The sequence below is a fragment of the Pseudonocardia oceanicola genome, assembly GCF_047200735.1.
GTDB lineage: Bacteria > Actinomycetota > Actinomycetes > Mycobacteriales > Pseudonocardiaceae > Pseudonocardia.
In genome coordinates, this window is sequence record NZ_JBJZON010000014.1 from 81444 (window position 1) to 99553 (window position 18110).

General features: G+C 77.4%; 13 protein-coding genes and 1 pseudogene. 7 read left to right on the forward strand and 7 right to left on the reverse strand.

Annotated features, from left to right (window positions below):
- Positions 1–2 precede the first annotated feature (2 nt).
- Together ACL02T_RS20070 and ACL02T_RS20075 are read left to right on the forward strand one after the other, a co-directional pair.
- Positions 3–3209, forward strand: coding sequence for an ATP-binding protein (locus tag ACL02T_RS20070; RefSeq protein ID WP_412832257.1), 3207 nt, complete (start codon positions 3–5; stop codon positions 3207–3209).
- Positions 3210–3278: 69 nt separating this feature from the next.
- Positions 3279–4694, forward strand: a complete 1416-nt coding sequence (locus ACL02T_RS20075) for an FAD-binding oxidoreductase (RefSeq protein ID WP_412832258.1) — start codon at positions 3279–3281, stop codon at positions 4692–4694.
- A 121-nt stretch (positions 4695–4815) separates the two neighbouring features.
- On the opposite strand, the gene ACL02T_RS20080 is transcribed toward ACL02T_RS20075, so the two are convergent.
- The 4 genes from ACL02T_RS20080 to ACL02T_RS20095 form a co-directional block, all read right to left on the reverse strand.
- Positions 4816–5874, reverse strand: a complete 1059-nt coding sequence (locus ACL02T_RS20080; RefSeq protein ID WP_412832259.1) for a tartrate dehydrogenase — start codon at positions 5872–5874, stop codon at positions 4816–4818.
- 66 nt (positions 5875–5940) lie between these two features.
- Positions 5941–6507, reverse strand: coding sequence for a DUF2231 domain-containing protein (locus ACL02T_RS20085; RefSeq protein ID WP_412832260.1), 567 nt, complete (start codon positions 6505–6507; stop codon positions 5941–5943).
- A 54-nt stretch (positions 6508–6561) separates the two neighbouring features.
- Positions 6562–7899: a sensor histidine kinase gene (locus ACL02T_RS20090; protein ID WP_412832261.1), complete on the reverse strand. Its 1338-nt coding sequence runs from the start codon at positions 7897–7899 to the stop codon at positions 6562–6564.
- The gene (locus ACL02T_RS20095) at positions 7887–8597 is read right to left on the reverse strand and encodes a response regulator transcription factor (protein WP_503129097.1); all 711 of its coding nucleotides are present in this window, start codon (positions 8595–8597) and stop codon (positions 7887–7889) included. The genes ACL02T_RS20090 and ACL02T_RS20095 overlap by 13 nt, the downstream gene beginning before the upstream one ends.
- A gap of 103 nt (positions 8598–8700) precedes the next feature.
- Here ACL02T_RS20095 and ACL02T_RS20100 point away from each other — a divergent pair, with 103 nt between their 5' ends.
- The 5 genes and pseudogenes from ACL02T_RS20100 to ACL02T_RS20120 form a co-directional block, all read left to right on the forward strand.
- Complete coding sequence (locus tag ACL02T_RS20100) at positions 8701–9099, forward strand: hypothetical protein (protein WP_412832262.1); 399 nt, start codon at positions 8701–8703, stop codon at positions 9097–9099.
- Positions 9096–10031, forward strand: a complete 936-nt coding sequence (locus ACL02T_RS20105; RefSeq protein ID WP_412832263.1) for an FAD:protein FMN transferase — start codon at positions 9096–9098, stop codon at positions 10029–10031. The genes ACL02T_RS20100 and ACL02T_RS20105 overlap by 4 nt, the downstream gene beginning before the upstream one ends.
- Positions 10031–10684 (forward strand): ferric reductase-like transmembrane domain-containing protein, encoded by a 654-nt coding sequence (locus ACL02T_RS20110; protein ID WP_412832264.1) that lies wholly within the window; start codon positions 10031–10033, stop codon positions 10682–10684. The genes ACL02T_RS20105 and ACL02T_RS20110 overlap by 1 nt, the downstream gene beginning before the upstream one ends.
- A complete protein-coding gene (locus tag ACL02T_RS20115; protein WP_412832265.1) occupies positions 10681–12015 on the forward strand; it encodes an NADH-ubiquinone oxidoreductase-F iron-sulfur binding region domain-containing protein in 1335 nt (444 codons plus the stop codon). Before ACL02T_RS20110 ends, ACL02T_RS20115 begins: the two co-directional genes overlap by 4 nt.
- Positions 12015–12167: pseudogene (locus tag ACL02T_RS20120) on the forward strand (ferredoxin); the annotation flags it as partial. The gene ACL02T_RS20115 and the pseudogene ACL02T_RS20120, both read left to right, overlap by 1 nt.
- Here the strand turns inward: ACL02T_RS20120 and ACL02T_RS20125 are convergent.
- Genes ACL02T_RS20125 through ACL02T_RS20135 form a run of 3 tightly spaced genes read right to left on the reverse strand, consistent with a single transcriptional unit; the run spans position 12106 to position 17905 of the window.
- On the reverse strand, positions 12106–13458 hold the full coding sequence (locus tag ACL02T_RS20125) for an MFS transporter (RefSeq protein ID WP_412832266.1): 1353 nt from the start codon (positions 13456–13458) through the stop codon (positions 12106–12108). The pseudogene ACL02T_RS20120 and the gene ACL02T_RS20125 sit on opposite strands and share 62 nt — an antisense overlap.
- Before the next feature lie 50 nt (positions 13459–13508).
- Positions 13509–15119: an FAD-dependent monooxygenase gene (locus tag ACL02T_RS20130; protein ID WP_412832267.1), complete on the reverse strand. Its 1611-nt coding sequence runs from the start codon at positions 15117–15119 to the stop codon at positions 13509–13511.
- Between the two features lie 44 nt (positions 15120–15163).
- Positions 15164–17905 carry an AAA family ATPase gene (locus ACL02T_RS20135; protein ID WP_412832268.1) on the reverse strand — a complete coding sequence of 914 codons (2742 nt, stop codon included), beginning with the start codon at positions 17903–17905 and terminating at the stop codon, positions 15164–15166.
- Positions 17906–18110 lie beyond the last annotated feature (205 nt).

An 18110-nucleotide genomic window follows, 5' to 3' on the forward strand; every position in this document is an offset into this window, starting at 1 on the left:
GGATGCTGCAGGTCACGCTGTTGGGCGAGCAGGTCGTGCGGGACGGTGCGGGCACGGTCCGGCTCCGGACCTCGCGGAGCCTGCTGCTCGTCGCCTTCCTCGTGGTGCACGCGGGCACCCCGCAACCCCGGCAGCGGATCGCGCCGCTGTTCTGGCCCGACTCGGCCGACGACCAGGCCCTGACCAACCTGCGGCGCGAGCTGCACCACCTGCGCGGTCTGTTCGGCGACGGCGCCTCGCTCGTCGTGACGACCCGGGACCTGTGCTGGCAGGACGTGCCGGACTGCCCCGTCGACGTCCGGGAGTTCGCGAGGCTGCGGGCCGCCGCCCTGGCCGCGGACCGGCGTGGGGACTTGGCGGCGTTTCTCGAGCAGGCGAGCGGCGCCCTGGACCGCTACGGCGGCGAGTTCCTCCCGGGCGTCGACCAGGACTGGGCCGTGGAGGCGCGGTCGGCCCTGGAGCAGCGGTGCGTGGACCTGCTCGACCGGACGGTGGCCGCGTGGGTACGCCTCGGGGACGGGGCGGAGGCCGTCGAGCTCGCCCGGCGACGCGTGCAGCTGCGGCCGCTGGAGGAGCCGGGCTACCGCCGCCTCATGGAGTTGCAGGCCGGGTCCGGGGACCGGGCCGGTGCGGTGACCACCTACCACCACTGTGCCTCGATCCTCGAACGGGAACTGGGTGTCGCGCCCGACCCGGCCACGCGGGCCACCCTGAACCGGGTGCTGGCGCGGGATGCTCCCGGCCCCGCCCCGGCGACCGCAGGGCCCGGTCCGGCGCGGACCGCCCGCTCCGGCGCCCGGCTGGTCGGCCGGGCGCGCGAGCTGGCCCTCCTGCAGGAACGCTGGCGCCGCGCCGCCGCCGGGCGCCCCGGCCTGCTGATCCTGCGGGGCGACGCGGGCGTCGGGAAGTCCCGGCTGATGACCGAGCTCGCCGACCAGGTCCGGCGCGGCGGCGCGGTGGTGGCCGGTGCCCGGTGCTTCGGCACGGCCGGGCGGCTCGCGCTGGCCCCGGTGGCGGACTGGCTGCGCACCCCGGCGATCCGGTCCGGGCTCACGGGGCTGGACCCGGTCTGGCGCACCGAGGTCGAGCGGCTCGTCCCCACGTTGCGGGCCCGCGCCGAGCCGGGGCCACCCGGGATGGTCGACGCCTGGCAGCGGCACCGCTTCTACGAGGGAGTCACCCGGGCGCTCCTCCACCTCGGCCGCCCGGTCCTGCTGACGATCGACAACCTGCACTGGAGCGATCCCGAGACGCTCGGCTTCCTCACCTTCTGCCTCAGCCTCACCGCGGACGCCCCGATCCTGGTCGTCGCGACGATGCGCGACGACCCGGAGGACCACGAGCCGGGCCTCGCCCAGTGGATCACCCGGGTGCGGGCGGGTGATCTGCTCACGGAGGTGCCGGTCCCGCCCTTCGACGCCGCCGACACCGCCACCCTCGCCGAGGCGGTCACCGGGAGGGCGCCCGACCCCGCCACCGCCGCGCTGTTGCAGGACACCACCGGCGGTTTCCCGCTGTACATCGTCGAGAGCGCCCGGTCGGGCGACCTGGCCGCGTCGTCGGTGCCGGCCGAGCGGCTCACCGCCGTACTGGTCCGTCGGCTGGAGCAGATGGGCCCCGCCGCGACGGAGGTCGCCGGGCTGGGGGCGGCGGTGGGCCGCGACTTCACCCTGGACCAGCTCACCGAGGCCGCGGACCTCGACGCCGACGGCGTCGTCCGGGCCGTCGACGAGCTCTGGCGGGCCCGGATCCTGCGGGAGGCGGGCGACGGCTACGACTTCTCGCACGACCTGCTCCTGGAGGCCGCGTACAGCCGGATCAGCCCACCGCGGCGGTGGTTGCTGCACCGCCGGATCGCCCAGTCCCTGGAGTCCCTGCACGCCGACCACCCCGAGGCGGTGTCGGCGCAGCTCGCCGAGCAGTACGCCCGGGGCGGGAACCCCGAGCGGGCCGTGGGGTACTACCGGCGCGCCGCCGAGGTCGCCGCCGGCATGTTCGCGCACGGCGAGGCCGTGCGGCTGCTGCGGGAGGCCCTCTCGCTCGTGCGCCGCTCGCCCGAGGGGCCGGACCGCACCCGTCGGGAGCTGGAGTTGCTCGAGGCGATGGCCGCGCCCCTGAACGCGCAGTACGGCTACTCCTCGCCGCGGCTGCGGGAGGCCCTGGAGGGGGCGATCGTCCGGGCCGAGGCGCTCGGGCGCCGCGACTCCCTGCTCAACGGGCTCGTGGGGCTGTGGTCGTCGCTGTTCGTGCACGGCGAGACGGCGGAGGCCCACCGCACCGCCGGGCGGGTGCTGGCCCTCGTCGAGGCAGATCCCGACCCCGATCCCGCCCTGAGCGGGCTGGCCCACTTCGCCTACGGCGGCTCCGCGCTGAGCCTGGGCCGGCCCGCGGAGGCGCTCGAGCACCTCACCGTGGCCGCGCGCTTCGCGGCGTTCCATCCCCTCAGCGTCGGGACGCGCCAGGACGTGCACGGCCTTGCGTTCGCGGCGCACGCGCACTGGTTGCTGGGGCATCCGGAGGCCGCCCTGGCCAGCAGCGCCGAGGCGATCACGCTCGCCCGGTCGACCGGCGACCCGTACGTCCTCACCGTGGCGCTGGCCTACGGGGCCGTCACCCACCAGCTCCGGGAGGACCGGGCGGAGCTGAGCCGGGTCGTCGCCGAGCTGCGCGGGCTGTGCGACCGCTACTCGTTCGCCTACTACGAGGACTGGGCCCGGGTGCTCGACGGCTGGTCCCGGGGCGACGCGTCGGGCACCGAGCTCGTCGAGGCCGGCATCGCGAGCCTGGAGGCGCACGACGCGTACACCCGGATGCCGTTCTGGCTGTCGCTGCTGGCGGACCGGTTCGAGCGGGACGGGCGGCCCGACGCGGCCGCGGCGACCCTCGACGCGGCCCTCGCCGCGGCACGTGCGCACGACGACCTGTGGTGGGCACCCGAGGTCCTGCGTCGGCGGGCCGCCCACGACGACCCCGAGCGCGGGACCGAACGGCTGCGGGAGGCCGCGCGGCTGGCCGCCCGGCAGGGGAGCGTGGCGCTGCTGGCCCGGTGCCGGGCCGATCTCGCGGCGCGGGACGTGCCCGGGGCGACGTCCGAGGGCGCGTCCCGGCCCGAACCCGAGGCGGCGTCCGGCGCGTCGAGCGGGTCCGGCGGGACGTTCGCCGTTCGGCCGCGGCCCGGAACGCCCGCCGCCCGCCCGAACGGCGGGTGAACGGCGCGTTCCTAGCGTCGGTGGCCGTCGCACCCGAGCACGTCGGGCGCACCGACCGAAGGAGCGAGCGTGACGACCACGCCCTCGCGCACCACCAGTCCGCCGTTCGCCGACCTCGCCGCCGACCTGCGGGGCGAGCTGATCCTGCCGGACCATCCGGGGTACGACGGCGCCCGCGCCGTCTACAACGCCATGATCGACCAGCGGCCCGCCGCGATCGCCCGCTGCCGGGACGCCGCGGACGTCGCCGCCGCCGTACGGTTCGCCCGCGCCCACGACCTGGAGATCGCCGTCCGCAGCGGCGGCCACCACGCCGCCGGCCTCGGGGTGCGCGACGGCGCCCTGGTCGTCGACCTCTCCGCGATGCGCACCGCCGACGCCGACCCCGAGCGGCGTACCGTCCGCGTCGACGCCGGGTGCACCTGGGGCGACGTCGACCAGGCGACCGTCGCGTTCGGCATGGCGACCCCGTCGGGCTTCATCGCCTCGACCGGGGTCGCCGGGCTCGCGCTCGGCGGCGGCATCGGCTACCTCACCCGCCGGTTCGGCCTCACCGTCGACAACATCCTCTCCGCCGACGTCGTCCTCGCCGACGGGCGTGCCGTGACCGCGAGCGCCACCTCGCACCCCGACCTGTTCTGGGCGCTGCGCGGCGGTGGCGGCAACGTCGGGATCGTCACGTCGTTCACGTTCCGGTGCCACGAGATCGGGGACCACGGGACCGTCGTCGGCGGCCCGGTGCTCTACGACATCGCCGACACCGCCGAGGTGCTGCGCTGGTACCGCGCGCTGGTGCCCTCCCTGCCCGAGGAGCTCAGCGGCTGGTTCGGGCTGCTCACCATCCCGCCCGCCCCACCCTTCCCGGAGGAGCTGTGGGGCCGCAAGGCCTGCGGCATCGTCTGGTGCTACACCGGCCCGCACGACCGGGCCGACGAGGTGCTGGCCCCGGTCCGCGAGTTCGGCTCGCCCCTGGTGGTCGGGGTGGCGCCGATGCCGTTCACGGCCCTGCAGAGCGCGTTCGACGGTCTCTACCCGGCCGGCCTGCAGTGGTACTGGCGCGCGGACTTCTTCGACGAGATCTCCGACGCCGGCATCGCGGTGCACGAGAAGTTCGGGGCTCTCCTGCCCACCGGACACTCGACGATGCACCTCTACCCGATCGACGGCGCGGCGGCCCGGGTGGCCGACGACGAGACCGCGTTCGCCTACCGCGACGGCGGGTGGGCCGGGGTGATCGTCGGTGTGGACCCGGATCCGGCCAACGCCGAGCCGATCTCCCGATGGACCCGCGACTACTGGGAGGAGCTGCACCCCACCTCCGCGGGCGGCGCCTACGTCAACTTCCTCATGGAGGAGGGCCAGGACCGCGTGCGGGCGGCCTACCGGGGCAACTACGACCGGCTCGCGCGGGTGAAGCGGCGCTACGACCCCGACAACGTCTTCCATCTCAACCAGAACGTGCGGCCGGCCCCGGACGAGGGCTGAGGGTCGGGCACCGGGACACGGGCACGCACGAACACGCGGCGCGGTACCGGGACGGCGGGCGGAGCGAGGGGTTCCGCCCGCCGGTCACCGGCGGTCCGGGCGTCCCTCCCGGTGGTGCCCCTCAGAGACGCTCGAGGAGCGCGCGGGTGAACTCGGCGGTCCCGGCCGTACCACCCATGTCCCGGGTCCGGACCGAGCCACCGGCGAGCTGGGCGCGCACCGCGTCGAGCACCTCCGCGCCCGCCTCCGGGTGCCCGAGGTGGTCGAGCATCATGGAGGCGGACCAGATGGCGCCCAGCGGGTTGGCCAGGTCCGTGCCGGCGATGTCCGGCGCCGAGCCGTGCACGGGCTCGAACATCGACGGGAACTCCCGCTCCGGGTTCAGGTTGCCCGAGGGCGCGATCCCGATCGAGCCGGCGACGGCCGCGGCGAGGTCGGAGAGGATGTCGCCGAACAGGTTCGAGGCCACGATCACGTCGAAGTCGGCCGGGCGCAGCACGAGCTTGGCCGCCAGCGCGTCGATGTGCTCGCTGCGCAGCTCGACCTCGGGGTGTGCGGCCGCCCGCTCGGCCACGACCTCGTCCCAGAACGGCATGGTGTGGACGATGCCGTTGGACTTGGTCGCCGAGGTGACGTGCCGGCGCCGGCTCGCGGCGAGCGCAAAGGCGTGGTCGGCGATCCGGGAGATCCCGGCGCGGGTGAACACCGCCTCCTGCACCGCCAGCTCGGAGGACAGCCCGCGGTTCATCCGGCCGCCGATCTCGGAGTACTCGCCCTCGGCGTTCTCCCGCACGACCACGAAGTCGACCTCGCCCGCCTTCGCGCCGGAGAGCGGGCTGGGCACGCCCTCGAGGACCGCGATCGGACGCAGGTTGACGTACTGGGCGAAGGCGCGGCGGATCGGGATCAGCAGCCCCCACAGCGACACGTGGTCCGGGACGCCGGGCCAGCCGACCGCGCCGAGCAGGATCGCGTCGTGGGACCGGATGCGGTCGAGGCCGTCGGCCGGCATCATCGCGCCCTCGTGGGCGTAGCGCTCGCAGGACCAGTCGAACTCGTCGTAGCGGAAGGTGATCCCGTGCCGGCGGCCCACGGCGTCGAGCACAGCGGTCGCCGGCGGGACCACCTCCTGCCCGATGCCGTCGCCGGGGATCAGTGCGATGCGGTACGTCGTGCCCATGCGCCCACCTTCCCCGTGCGTGGGGTCGGTCGCCATCGCAGCCGTCGGCCGCGGCACGCGTCGGCGTCAGTCCTCCACGGCCCCGGTGGGCCGGGGCTGCGGCGCGTAGTGGATCTCGCCCCACGCCGCGCGGGCGCCGCTGTCGCCGATCCGGACGACCTGCACCGCGGACACGGCGGCGAGCACCACGGTCAGCACGGCGAGCACCACGGTCGCGAGCCGGGCGGGGCGCTCGGCGATGCGGGGCGCGGCCATGGACCCGGGACCCTCCGCGCGGGCCACGGCCGTCTCCCGGTCGGTCGAGCGGCAGCGCAGGTGGTCGACCAGGACGAGCGCGAGGACGGCCACCAGCAGCGGGCCGACGAACACCAGGAGCTGGTCGCCGAGCTCGGCGTGGTCCGCGATCGCGGGGGTGCGGGGCAGGTTGTGCTCGAGGCCCTCGCCGGTGCTCGTCGCCAGTGGCACCGAGATCGCGGCCAGCGCGGTGACCACGACCACGGGCCAGCCCCAGCGGCGGCGGGCGGCCGGCCACACCGCGACGAGGACCGCACCGATCACCGCCAGGGGGACGAGGACGACGACGGCGTGCACGACGAGCGGATGCAGCGGGAGTCCGGACAGGAACGTGGGCACCGGTCTGCCTTCCACAGCAGGGACGTGGTCGGGCCCGATCGTCGCGGCGGTTCCTCAGAGGTTCCTTGGAGTTCCGGCCGCCTGCGGCTCCTGGTCGGTTCCGGCCCCGCCGGCGGCGGGCAGGGTGAGGCGGAACGTCGCCCCCTCGCCGGCCCGGACCAGCTCCACCCGTCCGTGATGGGCCGCGGCGATCTCGGCCACGAGCGCGAGCCCGAGGCCGTAGCGGCGGCGTCCGGGCTCGGTGCGCCGGGCGGACGTGGTGAACCGGTCGAACAGCCGCGGCGCCAGGGCGGGGTCCACGCCCTCGCCGTCGTCGTGCACCTCGACGACGGCCTCGCCCGCGGAGTGCGGGTCGCCGGTGGTGACCGTGACCGACGCCCGCCGGCGGGCGTGCCGCAGGGCGTTGTCGACCAGCGCGGTCACCGCGCGGTGCAGTGCCGGTGCGGAGCCCTCGGTCCGCACGGGACGGGACGCGGTGAGCTGCAGCTCCACCTGGTGTGCCGCGGCGGCGGCGGCCGCGGCGTCGAGCACGTCCCGGCACAGGGCGACCAGCTCGACGGGCTCGCGCGGGCGTTCGGCGAGCGGGTCGGCGGCGAGCAGGAGGTCCTCGAGGATCGCCGTGAGGCGGCCGGCGTCGGTGACGACGCCCTCCGTCTCGGCCAGCAGCCGGGGATCGGTGTCCGGGTCGCGGCGCAGGCGCCGGCGCAGCAGCTGGGCCCGGGTGCCGAGCAGGGTGAGCGGGGTGCGGAGCTCGTGGCCGGCGTCGGCGACGAACCGGCGCTGCACCGTCAGCGCCGCCGACAGCGGCGCCAGCGCGCGGTGGCCGAGCCACGTGCCGACCGCACCCGCGGCGACCAGCCCGACGACGCCGGTGACCAGCATCACGAGCACCAGTCGGTTCCGTTCGGCGTGGTTGGCGGTCAGGTCGAGGATCGCCTGCACGGTGCTGCCGTCGGGGCGGCGGACGGTCGAGATCTCGTACTGCGTGTGGGCCACGTCGCGCTCGACGGCCGGTGGGTGCCCGCCGGCCGCGGCCTCCGCGAGGGCTGTCCGGTCCGCCACGCCGGGGGGCAGACCCGGGGTCTGCGTGATCCGTCCGTCCGGTGTCTGCAGGACGAGGACGACGCCCGCGGGCGGGTCCTGGACGTCGTCGGCGTGGGCGATCGCGCTGTCGAGCTGCGCGGTGACCTGCGATCTCTGCGCCTCGACGAGGACGACGACCGCCACGGTGGTGAGCAGCACGACCAGCGCGGCGGCCAGCGCGGCGGCCTGCGCACCCAACCGGACCGCGGCGCGGCGGACCAGCACGGCCTCACCGGGCGGACGGCCGGCGCCGGAACCCCGACCCCGGACCGGCGGCCGGCCGCGCCCCGGCACGGTCACGGCGAGCACGTGCCGAGGCGGTAGCCGCGCCCGCGGACCGTGTCGACCACGCGGCGGCCGAGCTTGCGCCGCAGGTAGTGGACATAGGTGTCCACCACGACCGGGTTCTCCGCCTCGGGGAACGCCAGGGCGAGCAGGGCGTCGCGGGCGAAGACCTGGCGGGGGCGGGCGGCGAGGGTGGCCAGCAGGTCGCACTCCCGTGGCGACAGGGCCACCGTTCCGGCGGCGGTGAGCACCTCGCGGGCGTCGAGGTCGAGCCGGGCGTCGCCGACCGGCAACTGGCGGGCGGTGTCCAGGTGCCGCCGCCGCAGCGCCCGCAGGCGGGCGAGGAGCTCGTCGATGTCGAAGGGCTTGGCGAGGTAGTCCTCGGCGCCGGCGTCGAGCCCCGCGACCCGGTCCGCCGGGTTGCCGAGCGCGGAGAGCACCAGCACCGGGGTCGTGACCCCGCTGCGCCGCAGCCGGGTCAGCAGGTCGAGGCCCTCGACGGCCGGGAGCCCGCGATCGAGGACGAGGACGTCGTAGCCGCGGGTCAGGCCGTGGTGCAGGCCGCTGTGCCCGTCGGGTGCGACGTCGACCGCGTAGCCCTCCTCGGCCAGCAGCCCCGCGAGCATCCGCGCGAGCTCGGCCTCGTCCTCCACCAGGAGCAGCCGCGGGCGGGCCGCGGGGGAATCCGTCGCCTCGGCGTCGGCGAAGGGATCGGTCGTCACCCCCCCATCATCGCGCCGGGAGCGCGCGGCCCGCGGGGGACCTCCGGCCCCTCCCGGCGCCCGCTCCCAGGAACCTCCAAGACGGCCGCGGTTGGCTGGGGACATGGACGATCTCCGGCGCTCCCGCCTCGACGCCCGCGACCGCGGTCTGCGGCGGGCGTCCCGGACCACGGGCTGGGCCGCGGTCGGCGGCGTCGCCGCCACCGCCGTCGCGGCGCTCGTGTTCGCCCGGTCGCCTGCGTCGGCCGACAGCGAGGACCCCGCACCCGCGCCGCAGCCCGCGACGACGGCGGCGCCCGTGCCCGGGTCCGCGCCGACCACCGCGGGGGCGCCGTCGACCGCGCCACCGGTCCGACACCACCTCGGCCCGGGCGGGACCTCCGGTGCCCGGTCGACGGGCAGCGGTTCGGTGGGCACCGGCGGGAGCGGCCTGCAGCCGCCTGCGACGGCTCCCCGGCCGACTTCCGGCCGGCACGCCCACGTCGGCTCGGGCGCGTCGTGACCGGCACCGTGGTCGTCGTGCCGCCGGCCGCCGAATCGTTCCCCGCGATCGGGACCACCGCGACCGTGGTGGTGACCGACCGGGCGGCGCTGCACGCGGCCGTCGAGCTGCTGCGCGAGGACCTGGCGGAGCTCGACCGGGCCTGCTCCCGCTTCCGGCCCGACTCCGAGGTCCGCCGGCTCGAACGCACCCCGGGCACCGCGGTCGAGGTGGGGGAGACCCTCGCCGTGCACCTCCGCGCGGCGCTGCGGGCCGCCGAGACGACCGGGGGACTGGTCGACCCCACCGTGGGCGTCTGCCTCGAGGCCCTCGGCTACGACCGGGACCTCGCCGAGGTCGCCGACTCCGACGAACCGGCCGTCCCGGTCCCGGCACCCGGCTGGTGGCGGCTCGGCTGGGATCCCGCGCGGCGGACGGTGCTGGTGCCCCGCGGCGTGCGCCTCGACCTCGGATCCACCGCGAAGGCGACGGCCGCCGATCTCGCCGCGATCCGGATCGCCGCCCGCGTCGGCTGCGGCGTCCTGGTCGGCCTGGGCGGGGACGTGGCCGTCGCGGGCCCGCCGCCGGAGGAGGGGTGGCGCGTGCGGGTGACCGACGACCACACCGTCGTCGGCCCCGGCCCGATCGTGACGATCGCGTCCGGCGGGCTCGCGACCTCGGGCACCGCGCGGCGCCGCTGGCGGCGCGGCGGCCTGGAGTGCCATCACCTCGTGGACCCGCGCACCGGCCTGCCGGTCGCCGGTCCCTGGCGCACGGTCACCGTGGCCGCCGGCTCCTGCGCGGACGCGAACCTCGCGGCCACGGCCGCACTGGTGCTCGGGTCGGCGGCACCCGACGAGCTGGCGGCCGCGGGTCTCCCGGCCCGGTTCGTCGGGACCGACGGCGGGGTGCACACCGTGGCCGGCTGGCCCACCGAGGAGGGTGCCCGCTGATGTGGACCTGGTACGCCAGCCGCGGGGCCGGGCTCGTCTCGCTCGTCCTGCTCACCGTGACCCTGCTGCTGGGGATCTCCGGGGTCGGCCGCGCCGCGACGGACCGCTGGCCCCGGTTCGCGCTGGCCCGGCTGCACCGCAACCTCGCTCTCCTCGCCGTCGCGTTCGTGGGCACGCACGTGCTCACCGCGGTGCTCGACGGCTACGTCGACATCGCCTGGCTCGACGTCGTCGTCCCGTTCGGCGCCGGGTACGAGCCGTTCTGGCTCGGGCTCGGCACGGTCGCGCTGGACCTGCTCGCCGCCCTGATCGTCACGAGCCTGCTCCGGGCCCGGCTCGGACTGCGGACCTGGCGCCTCGTGCACCTCACCGCCTACGCCTGCTGGTCGCTCGCCGTGGTCCACGGCCTCGGCATCGGCGGCGCCGACTCCACCACCGGCTGGGTCCTGGCGGTGACCCTGGGGTGCGTCGCGCTCGTGGTGGCCGGGCTGGTGTGGCGGGTCCGGATCTGGACCTCGGCCCCCACCTCGCCTCCCGGTTCGGCCTCCACCTCCGCGACGACCACCTCCGCGACGACCACCTCCGCGACGACCACCTCCGCGACGACCACCTCCCCGACGACCACCTCCATGACGACGAGGTGGACCGCATGAGGTGCACCCCGCACACGGACGCCACGACGGACCCGTTCGACATCCCGGCGCAGCAGGAGGTCCGGTTGCTCGCCCCCTGGTACGCCGACGGCCGGCCCGACGACCTGCCCGCCCACCTGCGGCGGCACGGGCCGCTGCCGCATCCCGCGGCGGAGGAGCTGATCGCGCTGGTCGACGCGGCGGGCCTGCGTGGGCGCGGCGGGGCCGGCTTCCCGACCGCGGCCAAGATGTGCGCCGTCGTCGCCGGATCCGGCCGGCGCGGCCGGCGCCGCCCGGTCGTGGTCGCCAACGGCTGCGAGGGCGAACCCGCGTCGCACAAGGACGCCGCCCTGCTGCACTGCTCGCCGCACCTGGTCCTCGACGGGATCGTGCTGGCCGCCCGGGCGATCGGGGCGGGCACGGCGTACCTGTGCGTGCACGCCGGGTCACCGGGGGCCCGGTGGTTGCGCGCGCAGGTCGCCGCCCGGCGTGATCCGGTCGCCGTGCACGTCGTGGAGGTGCCGGCCCGCTACGTCGCGAGCGAGGCGTCGGCCCTCGTGCAGCACCTGTCCGGTGGGCCGGCCCTGCCCCTGTCGGTCCCGCCGCGGATCGCCGAGCGGGGCGTCGGCGGGGCACCGACCCTGGTCGACAACGTCGAGACGCTGGCCCATCTCGCCCTGATCGCCCGCCACGGCGCCGACTGGTTCCGGGCGGTCGGCTGCCCGGAGCTGCCCGGCACCCTCCTGGTCACCACCGGTGGCGCGCTGTGTCGACGCGGCGTCGTCGAGGTGCCGGCCGGGACCACGGTGCGGACGGTGCTGGACCTGGCCGGTGGCCCGGCCGAACCCGTGCAGGCGCTGCTCTGCGGCGGCTACGGCGGGACGTGGGCAGGCCTCGACGTCCTCGACGTCCCCCTGGCCCCCGAGCCCCTGCGGGCGGCGGGAGCGACCCTGGGCGTGCCCGTCCTGCTCGCCCAGCCCACGCGTGCCTGCGGGCCGACCCAGACCGCGCACCTGCTCCGCTACCTCGCGGGCGAGTCCGCCGGCCAGTGCGGGCCCTGCACCTTCGGCCTGCCCGCGCTGGCCGACGACCTCGCCGCGCTCGCCTGCAGCCACCCGGACGCGTCCGCCGCTCACGGGCGGCTGATCCGCCGGCTCGACCTCGTCGCCGGCCGCGGAGCCTGCGCCCACCCGGACGGCGCGGTCCGTCTCGTCCGCAGCGCCCTGCGGCTCTTCGCCCGCGACCTGCACCATCACCTGGCCGGCCGGCCCTGCCCCGCCGCCGCCGAGGCGTCCCTCTTCCCCCTGCCCCACCCGCCCGACCGGGCCCTGCCCCGGCAGCCGGTGCGCTGATGGGGCGGGAGCGTCCGGCGCAACGCCTACGGGTGCGCCCGATCGCCTGCGCCGGGCACGGCCTGTGCGCCGATCTGCTGCCCGAACACATCAGACTCGACGAGTGGGGCTATCCCCTGCTCGACCACGGCCGGACCAGCGGACCCGTCGACGAGGGCACGCTCCCGCTCGCCCGCGCCGCGGTGGCCGCGTGCCCCACCCTCGCGCTCCGCCTCGACACGGCACCGCCGCGATGATCACCAGCCCGGCGAGGGGGACGACGAGCAGGCCGGCGCGCAGCGAGGTCGCGTCGGCCACCAGGCCCACGACCGGCGGCGACACCAGGAAACCGATCCGCAGCAGCCAGCTGACGACGGTCAGGCCGGCCCCGGCGGGCAGGCCCGGCAGCTCGTCGGCGGCGTGCAGGGCGGCGGGGATCAGCGTCGCGACGCCGAGCCCGGCCAGCCCGAACCCGACGATCGTGCCGGGGACCGTCGGGAACGCCAGTGCGAGGCCCATCGCGACGACCACGAGCGCCGCGCCCGCGCGGGCGACCGCCCACTGCCCGAACCGGTCGACCAGCCGGTCACCGACCACGCGGCCCAGGAACTCCAGCGCCTGCAGCGCCACGAAACCGAGGCCCGCGACCGCCGCGGCCGCGCCGAGGCTGCCGGACAGGTAGATCGCCGCCCAGGAGGCGCCCGAGTCCTCGACCAGCGCGCCGGCCGAGGCGATCACGCCGAGGAGGAGCAGGACCGGCAGCGCGCGGACCCCGGCCCGGGACCGCACGCGCGCCGGAGATGCCGCGGGCTCGCGCTCGGAGTCCTCCGGGCCGGGCAGCAGGAACCGGTACGCGACCAGCGCGACCGCCACGAAGAGCGCGGCGGAGACGCCCAGGTGCAGGCCGAGCGGAAGCGCGAGCCCGGCGGCCGCGGACCCCGTCAGGCCGCCGAGCACCGAGCCGGCGCTCCAGGTGGCGTGGAAGGAGTTGAGGATCGAGCGGCCGTAACGGCGCTGGACCCTGAGGGCATGGGCGTTCTGCCCGACGTCGACCACCGCGTCGGCGGCCCCGGCCACGAACAGCGCCCCGGCCAGCAGCCCCCAGTTCGGGACGAGCCCGGCGAGCAGGATGCCGACGGCCACCACGACCATGCCGAAGCTCGCGACGCGGGACGAGCGGAACCGCCGGACCAGCGCCGACGCCGTGAGCCCGGCGAGCAGGGCGCCGAACGGGAAGGCGGCGACCGCCGCGCCCAGCTGCGCGTTGCTCAGCTCGAGCGAGGCCTTGATCTCCGGGTAGCGGGGCAGCAGGTTCGCGAACACCGCGCCGTTGGTGAGGAACACCGCGGCGACCGCGATCCGTGCCCGCCGCTCCCGCGGCCGCGGGCGTGTCCCGGGCTCCGCAGCCGGCCGACCCGGGCCGGGTCCGGCCGCGCCGGCGTCCCCGGTCGTGCCGCTCGTCATCACCGCGCAGAGTACGGAACGGCTTCCGCAGCCGCCGGGCGTCCACGGTGTCAGGCGGCGTACGCCACCGCGGGCTCCAGGCCGACGGCCGATCCGACGGCCCGGGCCAGGTACCGCGCGTGGTCCGCGGCGGTCTCCCACGGGCGGGCGTCGTGCCGCCACGCGATCACGCCGTCGGGCCGCACCAGCAGGGCCGAGCGCGGCCCGAGCCCGCAGCGACGGGCGACCCGGTCGTCGGCCGCGGGCACCGTGACGGGCACCGGCAGGTGTGCGGCCGCCGCGCGCCAGTCGGCGTCGGCCACCCCGGTGAACAGCGTGAACCCGGGTCCGAGCAGGTCCAGGAGGGCCCGGCGTCGGCCGGCCACGCGGACCCGGACGTGCGGGACGCGCTCGCCCGGCTGCGCCGTCCCCGTCCCGACGTGGAGATCGCCGTCGGCGGCAACGGTGGCGACCGTGCACGAGCGGTAGGCCAGCCCGAGGTCGCCGGTCAGGCCGTCGATCGGGTCGGGTCCCCCGGGGCGGAGCGAGCGCAGGGCCCGCGCCCTGCCGACCGGCTCGCGTTCCTCGGCGTAGGAGTCGAACAGCGCGGGGCCGGCCCAGCCGCGGACGGCCCAGCCGAGCCGCCAACCCAGCTCGTGGCCGTCGTGGATCGCCGTGTTCATGCCGTTGCCGCCCACCGGGGTCATCCGGTGTGCGGCGTCGCCGACGAGGAAGCCGGGGCCGGAGCGCACCGTGGTCGCCACCGCCGCCGCCATGGTGAAGGTCTGCGTGCCCAGCAACCGCGGCTCCAGGTCCGGCAGCCCGGTCGCCCGGCGCAGCAGCCACCGCCAGTGCTGCGGGGTGTACCGCGCGCCCCGCTCGGCGCCGGTGCGGTCGCCGCCGTCGTCGAGCTGCCTGGCGTAGCACCACCGGCCCCCGCCGACCGGCAGCAGCACACCCGCGGCCTCGGGGTGCTCGATCGTCCACAGGACGTTCGGCTCCCGGGCGAGGATCGCGTCGAGGGGCGGCTCGGCGCCGGGTGCGGCGTCGGCCCGGAACAGGACCTGGGCGTAGTCGCCGAGGGTGCCGAGGTCCTGCAGACCGATGCCGAGGGCGGCGCGCACCCGGCTGCGCGGCCCGTCCGCCCCGACCACGAACCGGGCACGGACCCGGCCGCCGTCGGCCAGCCGGGCCTCGACCCCGCCCGTGCCCGTCCCTCCCACTCCGGTCCCGCCCGCCAGGCGCAGGTCGATCAGGGCGCTGTCGAAGCGCACCTCGCCGCCCCGTCGGCGCAGCTCCGCGACCATCAGCGGCTCGAGGTGGTCCTGCGGGCACAGCAGCGGGTGCGCCGGGCTGGCCCGCAGGGCCTCACGCCGCGTGGGATAGCCCACGTCGCGGTACTCGCGCACCGGCCCGGCGAGCGTCTCGGCGGCCGCGACCCGGGGCGGGACGTCGCCGACCGCGCCGGCCAGGACCGCGTCGGTGAGGCCCCACTCGCGCAGGATCTCCATGGTCCGGGTGCTCACGCCGGTGGCGCGCGGGATGGTGGAGGTGCTGCGCCGCCGCTCGACGACGAGGGCACGCGCCCCGTGCGTCACGGCCGCCAGGGCCGTGGCGAGCCCGGCGGGCCCCGCGCCGACCACCAGCACGTCGGTCTCGGTCAGGGTGAGAGGGTTCTGCATGCCCGAACCCTCCGCCACGGCGACGCCCGCGGGATCCGTGAGGACTACCGAGTTTGGGCCCCGGCCCACCCGGCCAGCTCCGTGCGCCGTGCCGCACCCGTCTTCGCCAGCAGGTTGGCGACGTGGGTCTCCACGGTGCGGCGGGACAGCACCAGCCGCTGCGCGATCTCGGGATTGGTGAGACCGCGCCCGACCAGCACGAGGACCTCGTACTCGCGGCGGGTCACCCCTTTCGCCCGCAGTGCGGCGGGCACGGTCGTGCCGTGCCGGCCCCGCGTGGGGGCCCCGGCGGCACGCAGCAGGTCGCGGCAGGTGCGGGCCTGCAGATCGGCACCGGCGGCCTCGTGCGCGGCGAGGTCGGCGCGCAGGGTGGGCACGGGGTCGTCCCAGCCGTCGTGCACCGCGCGCTCGAGCACCATGGGGCGCAGCAGGCGCTGCCACCACGCCCGCCGCCCGAGCAACCGGTCGCCGCGGAGCCGGGCGTGCGCGGCCTCGGGGGCGTGGCCGGCGCGACCGGCGCTCACCGCGTCGGCGTAGGCGAGGGCGGCGCGGATCGAGCGGGACAGCCCCGCGGGATGGGCGGTGAGCCGCTCGCGGGGCCGCACCCCGCCGTCGAGCACGACGTGGAGCAGCAGCCAGGCGCCGACCGGGGCGAGCAGGGGCGTCGCCCGGTCCTCGAGCACGACGTCGATCTCCGAGTCGAACTCGCGGGCCGCCCGGGGCAGGTCGTGCTCGACCAGCGCGCCGACGCCCCGGGCCAGCGCGATCAGGGCACGGTTCCCCGGGGTCGGTTCGCGGACCGTCGCGATGAGCGCCTCCGCGGGCACCGGGTCGCCGGCGCCGGACAGGGCGACCGCGGTCTGGATCCGGGCGATGTCCGCGAGCGCCGGCAGGCGCAACCGGACGGCGGTGTCGAGCGCCCGCCGCGCGTACGCCTCGCCGGCGGCGGGCCCGTCGATCATCATCGCGCTGTCGGCGGCGATGATCTCCGACGACGCCAGCTGCCCGAGCATCCCGGCCTCCCGGGCCAGCGTGCGGGCCAGGTCGAGGGTGGGTTGCTCGTCGGCGTCGAGGGCCTCCATCATCCCGGCGCCGGCCAGCGCGGTCACCCGCCACGGCGCCAGGCCGTGCTCGGCGGCGACCTGCGCGGCGCGGCGGAAGGCGCCGGCGGCGCCGGCGAGGTCGGTGCGCCAGCGGGTGCGGGCCAGCACGCCGAGGGCCTCGCACAGGCTCTCCGGCGCCCCGACGGCCTCGGCTCGCGCCACGGCCCGCGCGGCGAGGTCCGCCGCCTCGTCGACCCGGCCCGCGCCGAAGGCGGCGTCGGCGAGGAGGACCGCCGAGCGGGGATCGGCCGGCCGCCCGGCGCGCTCGACGTAGCCCTCGGCCGTTGCCCACTGCCCGGCGACGACGGCGGTGCGGGCCAGGTCGAGGCACAGCCCGGCGTGCCGGTCCCCGGTGAGGCCGGGCAGCCGGGCCGCGCCGAGCTCCAGCGCCTCGTGGGCGCGGCCGGTGAGGGTGAGCACGCGGATCCGCTCCCGCAGCACCTCGGCGGCGAGCGGCGGCCCGCAGCCGGCGCGCTCCGCCGCGGCGAGGTGGTCGGCGGCCGCGCGCAGTGCCCCGCGGGTGGCCTCGGCCCGTGCCTCGCGCAGGTACAGCTCCGCCGCCCGGTCGGGCCGGCCCGCGTCGACGAACAGCGCGGCCGCCGCCGGACCACCGGCGGTTCGGCCCGCCGTGGTGAGGGCCACGGCCGCGCGGGCCGCGAGCCGGGCCCGCTCGGGCGGGAGCAGGGTCGCGAGCACCGCCTCCCGGGTCAGGGCGTGCGGCCAGCCCAGCTCCGTCCGGTCCGGCCCGGTCCGCCGCACGAGCAGGCCCTCGCGGACCCCGCCGCGCAGGGCCTCGCCGATCTCGTCCTCGCCGAGCCCGGCGACGGGCCCGAGCACCTGCCAGTCCGGCGCTGGCCCCAGCACCGCGGCCGCCTCCACGGCACGCCGGGCCGGCGGCCGGAGCGCCTCGAGCCGGCCCTCGACGAGCGCGGCGAAGGTCGGTGGGACGGCGTGTCCGGGCGCCACCAGCAGCTCCTCGACCACGAACGGCAGTCCACCGGAGCGGGCGTGCAGGGCGGCGACCTCGTCGTCGGCCGGGGGAGCACCGTCCCGGCAGGCCGCGACGAGGGCCGCGATCCCCGTCCGATCGAGCGGGCGCAGCTCCAGGACGCGCAGGTCCGGCGCCGTGACCAGCTGCGCGGCCGCCGGGCCGGGTCGGCTGGACACCGCGACGAGCAGCCCGGGGCTCGTGGCGGTCAGGGAGATGACGGTCGCGAGCGTGTCGCGGTCCGCCCAGTGCAGGTCCTCCAGCCGCACCACACACCCGGCGGGGGCGACGGCCCGCAGCAGCCGGCGCAGCCCCTCGCCCAGGACCACGGCCTGGTCGGGGGCGCCGGGACCGGGCCCGGGCCCCGCACCCGACCGCAGCCGCTCCAGAGCCGAGCGGTACGGGCGCAGTGCGTCGCCGGTCGCGGCGGGATCGTCGAGGCGGGGGAGCACGGCCTCGGCGAGCGGCCGGAACACGCCGCCGCCGGGGACCGCCCGCCCGGTGAGGACGGTGAGCCCGGCGGCCGTGGCCTCCGTCACGAGCTCGTCGAGCAGCCGGGTCTTGCCGATCCCGGCCTCGCCGAGCACGGCCACGGAGCCGCCGCCGCCCGCGGCCGTCGCGGCGACGAGCCGGCGCACCTCGGTCAGCTCGGCCGCCCGTCCCACGAGGACGGGGCTGCGCGCGACGCTCTGCACCGGGCCAGTGAAGCGCGCCCGGCCCTGGCGCGGGAAGCGGCTTCCCGGCCCCGGCCCCGGCCCCGGCCGCGCCGGTCCGTCCGGCGCGCGGACCGTGTGAACCCCGCTGTGATCGCCGGTCCGGACCGCCGAGAGCCGTTCCCGGCCGCGAACGGTCCCACATGGCGATCACGGTGGGCCGACGATGACGGTGCGGTGATCAGGG

Bases quoted from the DNA above. Each gene is read 5' to 3' on its own strand.
- ACL02T_RS20070 (WP_412832257.1), top strand. From the start codon at position 3: ATGCTGCAGGTCACGCTGTTGGGCGAGCAGGTCGTGCGGGACGGTGCG.
- ACL02T_RS20080 (WP_412832259.1), bottom strand. From the start codon at position 5,874: ATGGGCACGACGTACCGCATCGCACTGATCCCCGGCGACGGCATCGGG.
- ACL02T_RS20100 (WP_412832262.1), top strand. From the start codon at position 8,701: ATGGACGATCTCCGGCGCTCCCGCCTCGACGCCCGCGACCGCGGTCTG.
- ACL02T_RS20110 (WP_412832264.1), top strand. From the start codon at position 10,031: ATGTGGACCTGGTACGCCAGCCGCGGGGCCGGGCTCGTCTCGCTCGTC.
- ACL02T_RS20115 (WP_412832265.1), top strand. From the start codon at position 10,681: ATGAGGTGCACCCCGCACACGGACGCCACGACGGACCCGTTCGACATC.
- ACL02T_RS20125 (WP_412832266.1), bottom strand. From the start codon at position 13,458: ATGACGAGCGGCACGACCGGGGACGCCGGCGCGGCCGGACCCGGCCCG.
- ACL02T_RS20130 (WP_412832267.1), bottom strand. From the start codon at position 15,119: ATGCAGAACCCTCTCACCCTGACCGAGACCGACGTGCTGGTGGTCGGC.